The organism is Sphingomonas lutea, assembly GCF_014396785.1.
GTDB lineage: Bacteria > Pseudomonadota > Alphaproteobacteria > Sphingomonadales > Sphingomonadaceae > Sphingomicrobium > Sphingomicrobium luteum.
This window is the reverse complement of the sequence record NZ_CP060718.1, coordinates 624,111-638,424: the sequence shown is the minus strand read 5'-3', so window position 1 is coordinate 638,424 and position 14,314 is coordinate 624,111. Positions and strand designations below refer to the sequence as shown.

16 protein-coding genes are annotated in these 14,314 nt (G+C 65.9%); 10 read left to right on the top strand and 6 right to left on the bottom strand.

All coding sequences use genetic code 11. The features are described 5' to 3' along the window. Window positions 1-65 precede the first annotated feature (65 nt). The 3 genes from H9L13_RS03315 (at window position 66) to H9L13_RS03305 (ending at window position 2,255) form a co-directional block, all read left to right on the top strand. Window positions 66-515, top strand: a complete 450-nt coding sequence (locus H9L13_RS03315) for a YbgC/FadM family acyl-CoA thioesterase (protein ID WP_187539019.1) — start codon at window positions 66-68, stop codon at window positions 513-515. Next, a complete protein-coding gene (locus tag H9L13_RS03310; protein WP_187539017.1) occupies window positions 512-1,720 on the top strand; it encodes a PD40 domain-containing protein in 1,209 nt (402 codons plus the stop codon). Before H9L13_RS03315 ends, H9L13_RS03310 begins: the two co-directional genes overlap by 4 nt. A 76-nt stretch (window positions 1,721-1,796) precedes the next feature. Then, window positions 1,797-2,255, top strand: coding sequence for an OmpA family protein (locus H9L13_RS03305; protein WP_187539015.1), 459 nt, complete (start codon window positions 1,797-1,799; stop codon window positions 2,253-2,255). On the opposite strand, the gene H9L13_RS03300 is transcribed toward H9L13_RS03305, so the two are convergent. Together H9L13_RS03300 and panC are read right to left on the bottom strand one after the other, a co-directional pair. After that, window positions 2,252-2,557, bottom strand: coding sequence for an SEL1-like repeat protein (locus H9L13_RS03300; RefSeq protein WP_187539013.1), 306 nt, complete (start codon window positions 2,555-2,557; stop codon window positions 2,252-2,254). The genes H9L13_RS03305 and H9L13_RS03300 overlap by 4 nt on opposite strands. A gap of 76 nt (window positions 2,558-2,633) precedes the next feature. Next, the gene (gene panC, locus H9L13_RS03295; protein WP_235091130.1) at window positions 2,634-3,470 is read right to left on the bottom strand and encodes a pantoate--beta-alanine ligase; all 837 of its coding nucleotides are present in this window, start codon (window positions 3,468-3,470) and stop codon (window positions 2,634-2,636) included. Between the two features lie 72 nt (window positions 3,471-3,542). Between panC and H9L13_RS03290 the strand changes: the two genes are divergently transcribed. Together H9L13_RS03290 and pgmG are read left to right on the top strand one after the other, a co-directional pair. Next, window positions 3,543-4,337: a division plane positioning ATPase MipZ gene (locus H9L13_RS03290; protein WP_187539009.1), complete on the top strand. Its 795-nt coding sequence runs from the start codon at window positions 3,543-3,545 to the stop codon at window positions 4,335-4,337. 31 nt (window positions 4,338-4,368) lie between these two features. Next, window positions 4,369-5,748: a phosphoglucomutase/phosphomannomutase PgmG gene (gene pgmG, locus H9L13_RS03285; protein WP_187539007.1), complete on the top strand. Its 1,380-nt coding sequence runs from the start codon at window positions 4,369-4,371 to the stop codon at window positions 5,746-5,748. Here the strand turns inward: pgmG and H9L13_RS03280 are convergent. Continuing rightward, the gene (locus H9L13_RS03280) at window positions 5,745-6,779 is read right to left on the bottom strand and encodes a winged helix-turn-helix domain-containing protein (protein ID WP_187539005.1); all 1,035 of its coding nucleotides are present in this window, start codon (window positions 6,777-6,779) and stop codon (window positions 5,745-5,747) included. The genes pgmG and H9L13_RS03280 overlap by 4 nt on opposite strands. A 90-nt stretch (window positions 6,780-6,869) precedes the next feature. Between H9L13_RS03280 and H9L13_RS03275 the strand changes: the two genes are divergently transcribed. After that, a complete protein-coding gene (locus H9L13_RS03275) occupies window positions 6,870-7,436 on the top strand; it encodes a hypothetical protein (RefSeq protein ID WP_187539003.1) in 567 nt (188 codons plus the stop codon). Here H9L13_RS03275 and H9L13_RS03270 read toward each other — a convergent pair. Beyond that, window positions 7,425-8,045: a hypothetical protein gene (locus tag H9L13_RS03270; RefSeq protein ID WP_187539001.1), complete on the bottom strand. Its 621-nt coding sequence runs from the start codon at window positions 8,043-8,045 to the stop codon at window positions 7,425-7,427. The two genes, H9L13_RS03275 and H9L13_RS03270, sit on opposite strands and share 12 nt — an antisense overlap. Before the next feature lie 63 nt (window positions 8,046-8,108). Between H9L13_RS03270 and H9L13_RS03265 the strand changes: the two genes are divergently transcribed. Next, window positions 8,109-9,074 carry a GAF domain-containing protein gene (locus H9L13_RS03265; RefSeq protein WP_187538999.1) on the top strand — a complete coding sequence of 322 codons (966 nt, stop codon included), beginning with the start codon at window positions 8,109-8,111 and terminating at the stop codon, window positions 9,072-9,074. Window positions 9,075-9,106: 32 nt separating this feature from the next. Further along, window positions 9,107-9,505, top strand: a complete 399-nt coding sequence (locus tag H9L13_RS03260; protein ID WP_187538997.1) for a response regulator — start codon at window positions 9,107-9,109, stop codon at window positions 9,503-9,505. Here the strand turns inward: H9L13_RS03260 and H9L13_RS03255 are convergent, their stop codons facing one another. Both H9L13_RS03255 and H9L13_RS03250 read right to left on the bottom strand, forming a co-directional pair. Next, window positions 9,506-10,570, bottom strand: coding sequence for a PAS domain-containing protein (locus tag H9L13_RS03255; RefSeq protein ID WP_187538995.1), 1,065 nt, complete (start codon window positions 10,568-10,570; stop codon window positions 9,506-9,508). A gap of 82 nt (window positions 10,571-10,652) precedes the next feature. Beyond that, entirely contained in the window at window positions 10,653-11,654 is a 1,002-nt protein-coding gene (locus H9L13_RS03250) for a ligase-associated DNA damage response exonuclease (protein WP_187538993.1), read from the bottom strand. A 52-nt stretch (window positions 11,655-11,706) separates the two neighbouring features. On the opposite strand from H9L13_RS03250, the gene H9L13_RS03245 reads away from it, so the two are divergent. Continuing rightward, window positions 11,707-11,901: a hypothetical protein gene (locus H9L13_RS03245; protein ID WP_187540458.1), complete on the top strand. Its 195-nt coding sequence runs from the start codon at window positions 11,707-11,709 to the stop codon at window positions 11,899-11,901. A 71-nt stretch (window positions 11,902-11,972) separates the two neighbouring features. Continuing rightward, window positions 11,973-14,306: a ligase-associated DNA damage response DEXH box helicase gene (locus H9L13_RS03240; RefSeq protein WP_235091127.1), complete on the top strand. Its 2,334-nt coding sequence runs from the start codon at window positions 11,973-11,975 to the stop codon at window positions 14,304-14,306. The last annotated feature ends 8 nt before the right edge of the window (window positions 14,307-14,314 follow it).

Here is a 14,314-nt window from a genome sequence, read left to right as displayed (position 1 = left end):
CGGTTCCACGGAGGTGCTAGTGCCATTCGACAAAGGCCTTTGGCCTCCACTGGGGACGAACGGCGATGAGCAATCCGGATGTCCCCTACCGCGGTGCCTTCGTTGGCGCGGAGCATCATTTCGCGCTGACGGTCTATTTCGAGGACACCGACACAGCAGGCGTTGTCTATTACGCTAATTACCTCAAGTTCATGGAACGGGCGCGCTCGGACATGCTGCGCGCGGTCGGGATCAACCAGCGAGAGGTGATGGCCCGCGGAGGCGGCGCCTATTATGTTGCGGACGTCACCATCAAATATCACCGCCCGGCGCGACTGGGCGATGACCTGCTCGTCGTCAGCACGGTCGAGCAAATCCGTGCCGCCGCCGTGGGAATTCAGCAGCGAGTCATCCGCGCGGGGGAACTGTTGACCGATGCCCGCGTGACCGCAGCGTTCCTGGATGCGAACGGTCGGCCGCAACGGCAACCCAAGTCCTGGATCGACATTTTCAAAGAGATCGCCAGCGTATCGTGATCAAATCCGCTTTCGCTTTCCTCATTGCCGCACTGTCCCTTGCTGCTCCCGCCGTGGCGCAGCAGGCCGTGCCGGTGATCGCCATCCCGCCGCTGTCGACGCCCAAGGACACGCCGACCGATGCCGGCGGCACGCTCAGCATCGCCTGGCAGGCGACCCAGCTGATCGGCAGCGACCTGCGGACCACCGCCGAAGTGCTTGCGCTGCCGCCTGACCAGAAGGACTTCTATTCCTATCCCGAAGTGACCGCGCCCAATTACCCCAAGTGGCGCGCGGCTGGGGTCAAGGGCCTGCTTACCGGCTTCGTCCAGGCCAGGCCCGACGGGCGCCTGGCGGTCGGCTGCTATATCTATGACGTCGAAAAGCGCAGCGAGCTCGGACGCATCGGCTTCGTCGTCGCCGCAAACGACTGGCGCCGCGCCGCCCATAAATGCTCGGGCCTAGCCTATCAGCACATGGTCGGCGCCCCCGGCGTGTTCGATACGCCCATCGCCTATGTCGCGCGCAGCGGCAGCGGGCCGACCGAAGTGACCCGGGTCGCGGTCATGGACAGCGACGGCGTCAACCACACCTACCTAACCCCCGGCGGGACGCGGGTGGTGACGCCGCGATTGTCACCCCGTGCCAACCGCGTTGCTTACGTCAGCTTCGCCAGCGGTCAGCCGCAGGTGCGCGTTGCCGATGCCAATGGCGAGGGCGATGCCGCGGTCCTGCCCAGTTCCGGCACGACCTTTTCCCCGCGCTTTTCGCCCGACGGCAACAGCCTCCTCCTGTCCGCGGTCACCGCCGGCAACACCGACCTTCATCTGGTCGGCTTGGGCGGTGGCGGCGCGCGGCGTCTGACTACCTCCCCGGGGATCGACACCGCGGGCAGCTTCTCCCCCGACGGATCCCAGATTCTGTTCGAAAGCGATCGCTCCGGCACGCAGCAAATCTATGTGATGAACAACGACGGGTCGAACCAGCGGCGCGTCAGCTTCGGCGGCGGCGCCTACGCATCGCCGGTGTGGAGCCCCGACGGGACGCGCATCGCCTTCGTCCGCCGCGGACCGGAAGGGCGCCGGATCGGAACCATGAAGATCGACGGGTCCGATGTCCGCCTGCTGACCACCGGCCCCAGCGACGAAGGGCCGGCGTGGGCGGCGAGCAGCCGCGAAATCCTGTTCCAGCGCACCGAAGGGGCCGGACCGGAATCTACCGCGTGACCTTGGCGGGCGGCGATCCGCGCAAGGTGCTGGTGCCGCAGGACGGTATGGATCCGGATTGGTCCGGAGTTCGCGAATGATCCGGACGTTTCTCCTCGCTACGGCGGTGGCGCTGCCCATGGTGGCGACGTCGGCGCTGGCGCAGCCGCGAATCGTCCAGCGGGTACTCGGCCGCCCCGTGCCGCCACCCGCGCTGGTCGGGATCGACGCCTTGCGCGCCGACTTCCTCGCCCGGGCGGGTGCAGATACCATCTATTTTTCCGGGGATACGGCCGTCCTCAGTGCGCCGGCCCGGGCGACATTGGCCGCGCAGGCGCAGTGGCTGCGCATGAACCCCACGGTGTCGGTGCGGATCGAAGGCCATGCCGACCTCAGCGACACCCGCGACCACGCCATCGCGGTGGGCGCGCGGCGGGCGGAAGAAGTCCGGCAATATTTGATTCTGATGGGCGTGCCGGCATTTCAGGTTGGCGCGGCCAGCCTGGGCAAGGAGCGCCCGGGACCGGGACGCACTGTCACGGTCCTGGTGCGTTAGGCGGCGCGGCGGCCGTAGCCGGTCGTTCCGAGCCAGGCGCGAGCCTGCCGCTGCGCTTCGGCGATTTCGCGCGCCGTCATCTCAACCGAAATTTCGGCCCGGCATTGCTGGCCGCGGGTGCAGCCTGAAAGCGCTGCAAGGTTGAACCATTTATGCGCTTCGATGAGGTCCACCGGAACGCCGCCGCGACCCGTCGAATAGCTCACGCCGAGTTCGAACAAAGCATCGACATTGCCCTTTTCCGCATCCGCAATCCGGCTGCGGATCAAGAAGTCCGCGCTCTTCTGGCTAATGGCACCCATGGCAAATTCCCCTCTTCTCCCGTTGGGGCCAATTCACCAGCCGATGGCAAAGAAATGGTTAACGTCGAAAAAGCCGTCAGATTTCGACATTGTCGATCAACCGCACCCCGCCGATCGCTGCGGCGGCGATGAGTCGCATGTCGCCTGCCGGCGCAGCGAGGGGTTCAAGCGTGGCCGCGTCGACGAGCGCGATATAATCGATCTTGGAAAAGCCGGCATCTTCAAGTGATTGCCGAGCCGTCGCCAGCGCGACGGCGACCGGCTCACCTTCGGAAATCGCGTCGCGCGCATCGGCCAGGGCATTGGGAAGTGCGACCGCCTGCGCCCTTCTACTGTCGCTCAGTAGGGCGTTACGGGATGAGAGGGCCAGTCCGTCCGCCTCCCGCACCGTGGGGACGCCAACGATGTCGACGCCGATCTGCAGGTCCTGCTCCAGCCGGCGGATGACGGCCAATTGCTGCCAATCCTTTTCACCGAACACGGCGATATTGGGCAGCGTCGAAATGAGCAGCTTGGCAACGATCGTCGCGACCCCGTCGAAATGGCCGGGCCGATGCTCGCCTTCCCATCGTTCGGACACACCGGCGACCCGGACAATGGTTGCGAAGCCATGCGGGTAGATGTCCTCGGCCGCCGGAATCCACACCGCATCGCAGCCCGCCCCGCGCAATTTGGCAGTGTCCGCCTCCTCCGTGCGTGGGTAGCGCTCAAGATCGGCCGGATCGTTGAACTGGGTCGGGTTGACGAAGATCGTGGCAACCACCCGCTCGGCGCGCCTTTTCGCTTCGGCGATCAGCGCCAAATGCCCGTCGTGCAGCGCGCCCATGGTCGGGACCAACGCGAATTGCTCGTCATCAGCGCACCATTGCCCGGACAGCAGGTTCAGCTCGCTTAGGTCACGAATGATTTGCACGCGATTCCGGCCATCGGTAGAGTTTTTACGGGAAGGGCCGCGTTCTGATGCGGTGCGAGGGGTAAGGCAAGCATGGGCCAGCCGCATTTCATCATCTTCGCCAACGAAAAGGGCGGCACGGGCAAGTCGACGACGGCGGTGCACACCGCCGTGGCACTCGCGGCCTCGGGCCATCGCGTCGGCGCGCTCGACCTCGATCACCGCCAGCGGACGATGACCCGCTACCTTGAAAATCGTGACGCGACGATGCGCCGACTCGACAAGGACTTGCCTCAGGCACGCTACGAAGTGATCGAAGAGCATAGCGAAGCAGGGCTCAACGCCGCGATCGAGCGTCTCGCGGCCGATGCCGACACGATCGTCATCGACACGCCAGGCCGCGACGACGAGCTCGCGCGCGCCGCGATCCTCAAGGCCGATACGCTCGTTACGCCGATGAACGACAGCTTCGTCGATCTTGACCTGATCGGCCAGGTCCATCCCGAAAATTACAAGATCACCAAGCCCAGCTTCTATGCCGAGCTGATCTGGAACAGCCGCACGCAGCGCGCCAAGGTCACGGGCAAAAGCGTCGATTGGGTCGTTTTGCGCAACCGTCTGCAGCATATCGAATCGCATAATCTCCGCCGCGTTGGCGCGGCGCTGGATGAGCTCGCCCGCCGCGTTGGCTTCCGCGTCATCCCCGGCCTCGGCGAGCGCGTCATCTACCGTGAGCTTTTCCCCAAGGGCCTGACCCTGCTCGACCTCCAGCAGCTTGGCGAGGTCGGCATGGGCCACATCACTGCGCGCCAGGAGCTGCGCGAAATGATCGCCGGCCTCGGCATCCCCGAGCCGGGCGCGGTCGAGCCCATCGCGGCCGCCGGTTGAACCAATGGCCCGCCGCTGCGTAAGGCGGCGCATGGTTCACACATTCAATCCCACCATCCTGCGCGAATATGACATTCGCGGAATCGTCGGCGACACGCTGACCAAGCATGACGCTTATGGCCTCGGGCGCGGGTTTGCAGCGCTTGCCGGCGAAGCTAGCGTGACCCGCGTCGCGGTCGGCCGCGATGGCCGCACCCACTCCGAGGAGCTTGAAGCCGCGCTGATCCGCGGCCTGACCGAAGGCGGGATTGATGTCGTGCGAATCGGCATGGGGCCGAGCCCGATGCTCTACTTTGCGACCCACACGCTCGACGTCGGCGGCGGCATCCAGGTGACGGGCAGCCACAATCCGGCGGACTATAACGGTTTCAAGATGCTCTTGTCCGGCGGATCGGTCTATGGCGAGGCGATCCAGGCGCTTGGCCAGCGCTGCGCCGCCGGTGAGTGGAGCGAAGGGAAGGGGAAGGTCGAAGACGTCGATATTCGCCAGGCCTATGTCGACCGGCTCGTGCAGGACATCGACGCCAGGCCGTTCCGGGTCGGCTGGGACGCGGGCAACGGGGCGGCCGGCCCCGTTCTCGAAGAATTGGTGAAGCGCCTTCCGGGCGAGCATTTCACGATCCTGACCGAGGTCGACGGCACCTTCCCCAACCACCACCCCGATCCTACGGTCGAGGCCAACCTCGCCGACTTGAAGCGCCTCGTCGCCTACAAGAAGCTCGATTTCGGAATTGCCTTCGACGGCGACGGCGACCGCATCGGCGCGGTCGATGGCCAGGGCCGCGTGATCTGGGGCGACCAACTGTTAATGATCCTCGCCGAAGCTGTGCTCAAGGAAGAGCCCGGCGCGACGATCATCGCCGACGTCAAGGCGAGCCAGACCCTGTTCGACCGCGTCGCCGAGCTTGGCGGCAAACCCTTGATGTGGAAGACCGGGCACAGCCTGATCAAGTCGAAGATGAGGGAAACCGGCGCCCCGCTCGCGGGCGAGATGAGCGGCCACATCTTCTTCAAGCACCGCTGGTACGGCTTTGACGATGCGCTCTACGCGGCACTCCGCCTGATCGAGGCGGTCAGCGCGAGCGGCAGGAGCCTGACCGCAATCATGGACGCCATGCCGGCCACCGCTGCCACCCCGGAAATGCGCTTCCAGGTCGATGAAGTGCGCAAGTTCGCTATCGTTGACGAGGTGCGCGACCGGCTGGCGGCCAGCGGCGCCACCGTCGACGCGACCGATGGGGTGCGGGTCAGCACCGGCGATGGGTGGTGGCTGCTGCGCGCTTCGAACACGCAGGACGTCCTCGTCGCCCGCGCGGAGGCTGAGGACGAAGCAGGGATCTCCCGATTGATCGAACAGATCGACGACCAGCTGGCCCAGTCCGGCGTGCGCCGGACCGAGGCCGCGCACTAACCCCGCCGGTCGATCGACTTCCGCGCCACCACCATGGCGCCGACCAGGCAGGCTGCGAACAACCCGCCCTCAAGCGCGCCGGTCAGAAGCGCGCCGATCGGCCCGAAGCCGCTCGCGCTGAATAATTGAAGCCGCGAATCGGGAAAATTCTCGCCGAGCAAAGCAAGGCTTCCGGCCATCAGGCGTCCGCCGCTTGCAATCGCCGCGACGCCCGCCACCGCACCGAGTATCCCGGCAAGGATGCTTTCGCGGCGCAGCGACGGTCGTGCCTGGCGGAAGGCCAGCCACACGCCCAAGCCGACAGAGGCGCCGAGGATCGCGCCTTCCGGCCCGCCCGTGATGTCGCCGAGGGACTGGCCGAGAAGAAGGTTGAATGCGTCCACGCCCAGCAGCTTGACCAGGCCGCCGATGGCCATGCCGCCAAGCGCCCCACCGGCGACAATCGCGTACCATGTTGGCCCCGCGTAGCGGCGGGCCACGACGATCCCGCAACTGACGCCCGCACCGCCCATCAACGCGACCAGGATACACAGGCAGAGCAGCACCAGCATGATGGAGATCGCGCCCGTCCCCGCAATCGGTTGCGACGCCGCCGCGAAACCGTAGATCAGGCCGCCGAGCAGGCCCGCAATCCCCCCGCCAACCGTCCCCGCACCCGCCAGCGCCCCAGCCTCCGCCCAGAAGCCATTGTCGACCTTGTCCGCAGCGACGGCGACGTCATCGATCGGGGCAATGAAGCGATAGCCATGTTTGGGCACGGTTTCGATGAAGCGCGGATTGGCCGCGTCGTCGTCAAGATGGCGCCGCAAGGTGCGGATGCACTGGGTCAAGGCTTCGTCCGTCACCGGCACGCCGCGCCAGACATCGTCGAGAAAGCGATCCTTCGAGACAAGCCGGCCGTTCTCGCGCACGAGAAGCGCAAGCGCGTCCAGATAGCGCGAGTTGAGGTCGAGCGGGGCGCCGTCGCGGAGCAGCCGCCGATCCTCCACGTCGAGTTCGAATCGGTCGAAGCGGATGCGGCCGGACTGCACTTTTCAGCAACACCTCAGGACTTGCTCATGCCGCTCACCAGCCGGTCGGCCAGAAGGGATGCAACACCACTCATGCACGGAGACGCGCTTATGGCAAACAGCATCAGCGGTTCGACCCGGAATATCCGGTGGCGAACGATCGGGTGGGGGACTGCGGTCGCGCTCCTGATCGCCCCCTTCATCGCCATGCAATTCACCCCGGAAATGAATTGGGGCCCGGGCGACTTCGTCTTCGCCGCAATCATCATCGCAATCTTCGGCGGCATGGTGGAATTGGCCGCGGGCGCATCGCCGCGCCTGGACTACCGCACGGGGTTCGCGCTGGCGGTGCTTGGCGCGCTGGCTGTGATCTGGGTCAACTTGGCGGTCGGCATCGTCGGCAGCGAGGACAATCCCGCCAACAATTGGTTCTTCGCCGCTCTCGGCCTCGCGATCGTCGGCGCGACCGTTGCCCGACTGCGCGCCGGCGGCATGAGCGTGGCGATGTTCGGCACCGCCGCCGCGCTGGTCGTCGCGCTGTTTGTCGCCCAAGCGGGCGCGACCGACGAGCCGTGGGTGCCGCCAGGGCGCGAGATCATCGGCACCGGACTGTTCGCAGCCATCTTCGTTGCTTCGGGCTTGCTCTTTCGCCGGGCGGCGCGAGCCTTAGCCGGCTGACAGGCAGGCAGGCGGCGGCGCGTCCGCAATTGCCCGGGCACGTGCGTTCTGGCCGGGTCCGGGCGGTACGACCGCGACCGGACATGGCGAAGATGTCAGCCGAACCACCACCAGGCGGCTGATGTCCGGCCGGCCGCCTTCCTGGCCGGCTGCGACGTTCATGCGCACGATCAGCGCGGCCGGCGTGCGCGCATCGGGTCCGCGCCATTCGATTGTCGGCTGGATGCTGTTGAACGCGCCGTTGGCGACCGCCCCGGTCAAGCCGAGTTCGCTCTTCGCGCCCGATGGCGCGATCAATGTGAGGTCCTGGCGGAGGTCGCTTTCGCTCCATTCCAACGACCAGCCGGCATGACCGGGGCATCGCCGAAGCCAGTACGGCCCCTCCTCCTTGTTCTCTTCGATCAGGCGGCATCGCGTTTCGGCCAACTGGGTGAAGGTGCTGACACGGGCCGGCGTCGCGGGTGCTGCTGCTGGGGTGGGCGCCGGGGGGTTGGCGGTCGCGCGGACCCGCGTCTGCTGGGCGCCGGCATTGCTGTCCGGGCGGTTCGGCGCTTCGCCGGAACATGCCGCCAGGAAGCCCAGGGCAAGCAAGCATCCTCGCATCGGCATTCTCTCTCCTTGCGCGTCAACACGCCAAGTGACGCTCATGCGGCGTTGTAGTATAACTCGGCCATGTTCCAGCAGCAGTCAGCGAGGGATGTCGAGCGCGCCAATCTCGCGCTGATGTTCGAGCAGGCGCCCGGCTTCATGGCCCTCCTAGAGGGCGGCGACCATCGCATTGCTCTTGCCAACCAATCATTTCGTGATCTCGTCGGAAACCGCGACATTGTCGGTCGATCGCTTGCGGACGCCATTCCCGAATTCACCGAACATGGCTTCGACGAGATCCTGGATGGCGTCGCGCGGTCGGGCGAGGCCTTTTCCGGTCGCGCCCTGCCTTTGTCGGTCGTGCGCAGCGATGGATCTTACGAAGAGCTTCTCGTCGACCTGGTGTTCCAGCCGCTGCCCGGCGAGCGGCGAATTTTCGTCCAGGGCCACAACGTGACCGAGGACAAGCGCAGCCAGGCGCTGCGCGCGGCGCATACCAAGGTACTCGAGCTGGCGATTGGCGACAGTCCGCTCGAAGTCACGCTGACCGAGCTGATCAAAATCGTCGAGATGAACTCGCGCACCGGCATGATCGGCTCGATCCTTCTGCTTGATACGGAGGGCAAGCACCTGCACCACGGCGCCGCGCCCAGCTTGCCCCCCGAATATAGCGCCGCGATCGACGGCTTCGAGATCGGCGCCTGCGCCGGGTCATGCGGAACGGCCGCCTACATGGGCGCCGCAGTGTTCGTTTCGGATATCGAGACCGATCCCTTGTGGGCCGACTTCAAGGCCATCGCCTTGCCCCACGGGCTTCGTGCCTGCTGGTCGATCCCGATTCTGACGCGCAACCGCCAGGTCTTGGGCACTTTTGCCATGTACCATCGCGAGCCGCGCGAGCCGACCATCCGCGACCTGATGCTGGTCGACCTCATCACCCAGACCGCTGCTCTGGTCATCGACCGCGAGCGCGCGCACGCGGCGTTGCAGTCGATCGCGACGATGACGGGCAAGACTTCGGAACCGAATCGCGGCTCGGAGAATTTCTAGCAGCGACGCGACGCAACCCAAACGTGAGGACCATGCCTGCACGAATTCTGATCGTCGAAGATGAAATGCTGGTCGCCGTGGAACTCGAGTCGATCCTCGAGGATCTCGGTTACGAACCGATCGGGATCGCGCCCGATCTCACCAGCGCCGAAGTCTATTTCGACGAAACAATCGATCTCGCTCTGGTGGATTTGAACCTTCGCGACGGCCTAACCGGGCCCGAAATCGGACGGCTCCTTGGCGCCAAGGGCGTCAGCGTGCTGTTCATCACCGCAAATCCGCGACTTCTCGGCGACGGCATCGCCGGCGCGGTGGGTGTGCTGACCAAGCCGACCGACGAGCCGACCGTGCGGCAGGCGGTGGAATATGCGCTGGGCATGCGCGAGGGGCGATCCGTTGCACCGCCGCCTGCGCTTCGACTGTTCGGCTGACTAGCGGACGAGGCCGCGGGTCGGCACCGTGATGGCGATGATCAGCCCATCGCGCGTCCAATCGCGGTCGATCGCTCCCCCAAGCTGCTGAACGATGCTCAGCTCGCTGAGCTTGGTGCCAAAGCCCTGATGCTCGGGCGGCGCTTCGATCGTCGGCCCGCCGCATTCCTTCCAGCGCATTTCGAATTGGTCCCCGTGGACGCGGGTTGTGATCTCGATTCGGCCGTCAGGAACCGACAGCGCACCATATTTTGACGCGTTGGTCGCAAGTTCATGAACGAGCAGCGCGAAGGGAGTCGCCCCGCGATCGTCGATCGCGACGTCCTCGCCATCGATCGTGATTCGGCCCTCGCTTAAGGCGGGATAGGGCGAGAGGATTTCTCGCAGGACACCGTGGCTCGTCCCCGGCAGCCGGTTTGGCGAGGAATGTTCGCTGTGCGGGCGCACGAATTCATGCGCGCGGCCGAGTGCGGCCACGCGCTCCTGCAGGCGCTTGGCGAAGGCCTTCTGCTGCGGGTCGTCGCGCGCCGACATGCCGATCAGGCCGCCGATGACCGCGAAAATATTCTTGATCCGGTGACTGAGTTCGCGGCTCAGGATCTCATTCTGCGCCGCATGCTCCTTGGCATCGTGAATTTCGGTGCAGGTGCCGATCCAGCGCACGATATTGCCGTCGGCATCGCGCACCGGCATCGCGCGGCCAAGCGTCCAGCGATACTCGCCGTCGTGCCGCCGCAACCGATATTCGATCTCGTAAGGCTCGCCCGTCGCCAGGCTGCGCCGCCAACGTTCCCAGGCGCGCTCCTGGTCATCGGGGTGGAACATCCCGTTCCAGCCCTCGCCGTCGGTCGATCCTTCCGGGACGCCTGTGAATTCATACCAGCGCGCGTTGTAGAAGTCATGGTCGCCGTCGGGCAGCGTCGACCAGACCATATGCGGCAGGGCATTGGCGAGGACCTTGAATCTGGCATCGCTGTTCAGAAGAGCGCGGCGCGCCGCCAAGGTCTCGGCTTCGGGTTTCTCGACGTAAACGAAGATTCTCCAACGCTGGCTGGTCCCGGCCATCCGGGGGAATAAGCCGTTTCGGAGAGGTCATAAAGCTTGTGACGCACGGCTGTTCCCGACGGCGGCCGGGAACGCGTGATCTTCAATCGTCCTCGTCCTCATATCCGATGAGGTTGAGCTCGCGCGCCTTGATCTGGTGCATCATGCACCAATGCTTGAGCGCCTCCTCGCGGCCGTGTGTAATCCACACTTCGCTCGGCGCGAGCTCGCGGATGGTGGTCGTGAGTTCGTCCCAATCGGCGTGGTCCGAGATGATCAGCGGCAGCTCGACATTGCGCTGGCGGGCGCGCTGACGGACGCGCATCCAGCCTGAGGCCATTGCCGTCACCGGATCGGGCAGCCGCCGCGACCAGCGGTCGTTGAGCGCGCCGGGGGGCGCGATGACGACATGCCCTGCCATCTCCGCCTTGGTCGCGCCGCCCGTATGGCGAAGCTCGCCAAGCTCGACGCCGAACGATTGGTACAGCTGGTTCAGCCGCTCGATCGCGCCGTGGAAGTAGATCGGGGCTTCATGCCCGCGCCCGCGCAATTCGGTGATGATCCGCTGCGCCTTGCCCAGCGCATAGGCGCCGACCAGCACGCAGCGCGACGGATCGGCGTGCAGCCGGTGCAACAGCCGGTCGATCTCGCTGCCCGTATCGGGGTGGCGGAACACGGGAAGGCCGAAGGTCGCCTCAGTCACGAACACGTCGCACGGCACCGGCTCGAACGGTGGGCAGGTCGGATCCGCGCGGCGCTTGTAATCGCCCGACACCACGATCCGCTCGCCTTGATATTCCATCACGATCTGCGCCGATCCCAGCACATGCCCGGCGGGGACGAAGCGGATATCGACATCGTTGACGCGGATCGCCTCGTCATAGGCGACACCCTGCCCGCCGGGCTGCGGCCCATAGCGGCATTCCATGATCGCCAGCGTTTCGGTCGTCGCCAGCACCTTGCTATGCCCGCCGCGCGCGTGATCGGCATGGCCGTGCGTGACCCAGGCGCGTTCCTTGGGCTCAGACGGATCGATCCACGCATCCGCCGGCCGCACATAAATTCCCTCGGGGTGGGACTCGATCCAGGAACCTAAGCGCGCCATAGCGAGCTATATAGGTGAAGCATCGCGAGGTTCCCGCGGGAGGAGAAGAAACATGGATCAGGCACTGTGGGGCATCATGAACATCGTCGGGCCAATCATCCTATTGATCGCCCTTATTTGGCTGGTCATGCGCTCGCGCCGCCGCGCCGGCCAGCCGACCGAGACCACGCGGCAGACCGAACGCGCGACGGGCGATCTCTACAAGGAAGAAGAACAACGTCGGCGCGAGGGAACCGACGACCTCTGAGCGGCCTTCCCGCCGCCGTTGAAAGCTGGTTCGACGCCCGGGGCTGGCAACCGCGCCGGCACCAGCTGGACATGCTCGAGCTTGCGCGGCGCGGACGCAGCGGCTTGCTCGTCGCCGCGACCGGCGCGGGCAAGACCCTCGCCGGCTTCCTGCCGACGATCTGCGACCTTGCCGAACGACCGAGCGAGGGCCTGCACACGCTCTACGTCTCGCCGCTGAAAGCACTGGCAGTCGACGTCCAGCGCAACCTCATCGGCCCGATCGAGGAGATGGCGCTTCCGATCCGGGTCGAAACGCGAACCGGCGACACACCGTCCGACCGCAAGGCGCGCCAGCGCGCGCGCCCGCCGCAAATCCTGCTGACCACCCCCGAATCGCTCAGCCTGCTGCTTAGCTACCCCGACAGCGCGACCTTGTTCGAGAATTTGACGACCATCGTCGTCGATGAAATCCACGCCTTCGCCAAGGAAAAGCGCGGCGACCTGCTCAGCCTGTCGCTGTCACGGCTTCAGGCGCTTCGGCCGGAGCTGCGGCGGGTTGGCCTGAGCGCGACCATTTCAGACCCCGATGCCTACCGCAGCTGGCTCGCGCCCGACGCGGACATCGACGCCGTGGATTTGGTGACCGGGGAGCCGGGAGCAGACCCCGATTTGTCGATCCTCATTCCCGAAAACAGGATTCCGTGGGGTGGGCACAGCGGCCGCCACGCCGCGCGCGAGGTGATGCGGCTGATCGAACGGCACCGCACCACCCTCGTCTTCTGCAACACGCGTAGCCTGGCCGAACTCATCTTCCAGGAATTGTGGACCGCCAACGACGATGCTCTGCCGATTGGCGTCCATCACGGCAGCCTGTCGCTCGAAGCGCGGCGCAAGGTCGAAGCGGCGATGGCCGCAGGCAAGCTGCGTGCGCTTGTCTGCACCGCTAGCCTCGACCTTGGCATCGATTGGGGGGACGTCGACCTCGTGGTCCAGATGGGCGCGCCCAAGGGCAGTTCGCGCCTGCTCCAGCGCATCGGCCGCGCCAACCACCGCCTCGACGAGCCCAGCCGCGGCATGATCGTGCCCGGCAACCGCTTCGAATATCTCGAAGCTCGCGCCGCGCTCGACGCGGTCGAGGCGCGCGAGCTCGATCCGGAAATATTCCGCCCGGGCACGCTCGATGTCCTCGCCCAGCACATCCTTGGCGTCGCCTGCGCGGGGCCGTTCGATGAGAAGGTGCTGCTCGATGAGGTACGCGGGGCGGCACCTTATGCCGCCCTGACGGAGGAGGTCTGGCGCCGCGTCCTCGATTACATCGCGACCGGCGGATACAGCTTGCGCGCCTACGACAAGTTCAAACGCCTGACCGAATTTGCGCCCGGCCAGTGGCGCGTGACGAAGCCCGCCGTGGTCGCCCAGCACCGGCTCAACGCCGGCGTGATCGTCGACAATCCGATGATGGACGTGCGTTTCCTCAACGGCCGCACGCTCGGCCGGGTCGAGGAGGGTTTCGGCTCGACCCTGTCGGTCGGCGATCACATTTTCTTCGCGGGCCTGAGCCTGGAAGTGACGCGCTTTCAGGACACCGACATCGTCGTGCGCGCCTCGTCCAAGCAGGCGCGGCTGGTGACCTACGGCGGGCAGCGGATGAGCATGTCGACGCACCTTGCCGACCGCGTGCGCGCCTTCCTTGCCGACAACCGCGACTGGCATCGCTTCCCCGACGACGTCCGCGAATGGCTCGAGATCCAGGCCAAGCGCTCGATCCTTCCCCAGCCCGATCACTTGCTGGTCGAAACCTTTCCGTTCGAGGGCCGCCACTACATGGTCGCCTACAGCTTCGAAGGCTGGAACGCGCACCAGTCGCTCGGCATGCTGATTACGCGGCGGATGGAGACTGCGGGGCTCAAGCCGCTCGGCTTCGTCGCCAACGATTATGGCCTCGCCGCCTACAGCCTCGAACCGGTGACCGACCCGCGCCCGCTTTTCTCGGCCGACATCCTCGAACATGAATTCGTCGAGTGGGTCGAGCAATCGCACCTGCTCAAGCGCGCCTTCCGCGAGGTAGCCGTGATCGGCGGGCTGGTCGAGCGCCAGCACCCGGGCAAGCGCAAGAGCGGCAAGCAGGTCAGCTTCTCGACCGACCTGATCTACGACGTCCTGCGAAAATATGAGCCCGAGCATCTGCTGCTGCGCGCCGCGTGGGACGATGCGCGCGGGCGCATGACCGAGCTCGGGCGCCTGGCGCGGTTGGTCGAGCGCGCCGAGGCGACGATGGTCCATGTCAGCGCCGAACGCGTGACCCCGCTCGCGATCCCTTTGATGGTCGTGATCGGGCGCGAAGCCCTGCCGCCGGGCGCCGCGGCGGACGAATCACTGCTGCTCCAGGCCGAAGCCCTCGCGCAGGAAGCCATGACGGTCTAGCCTGCCGC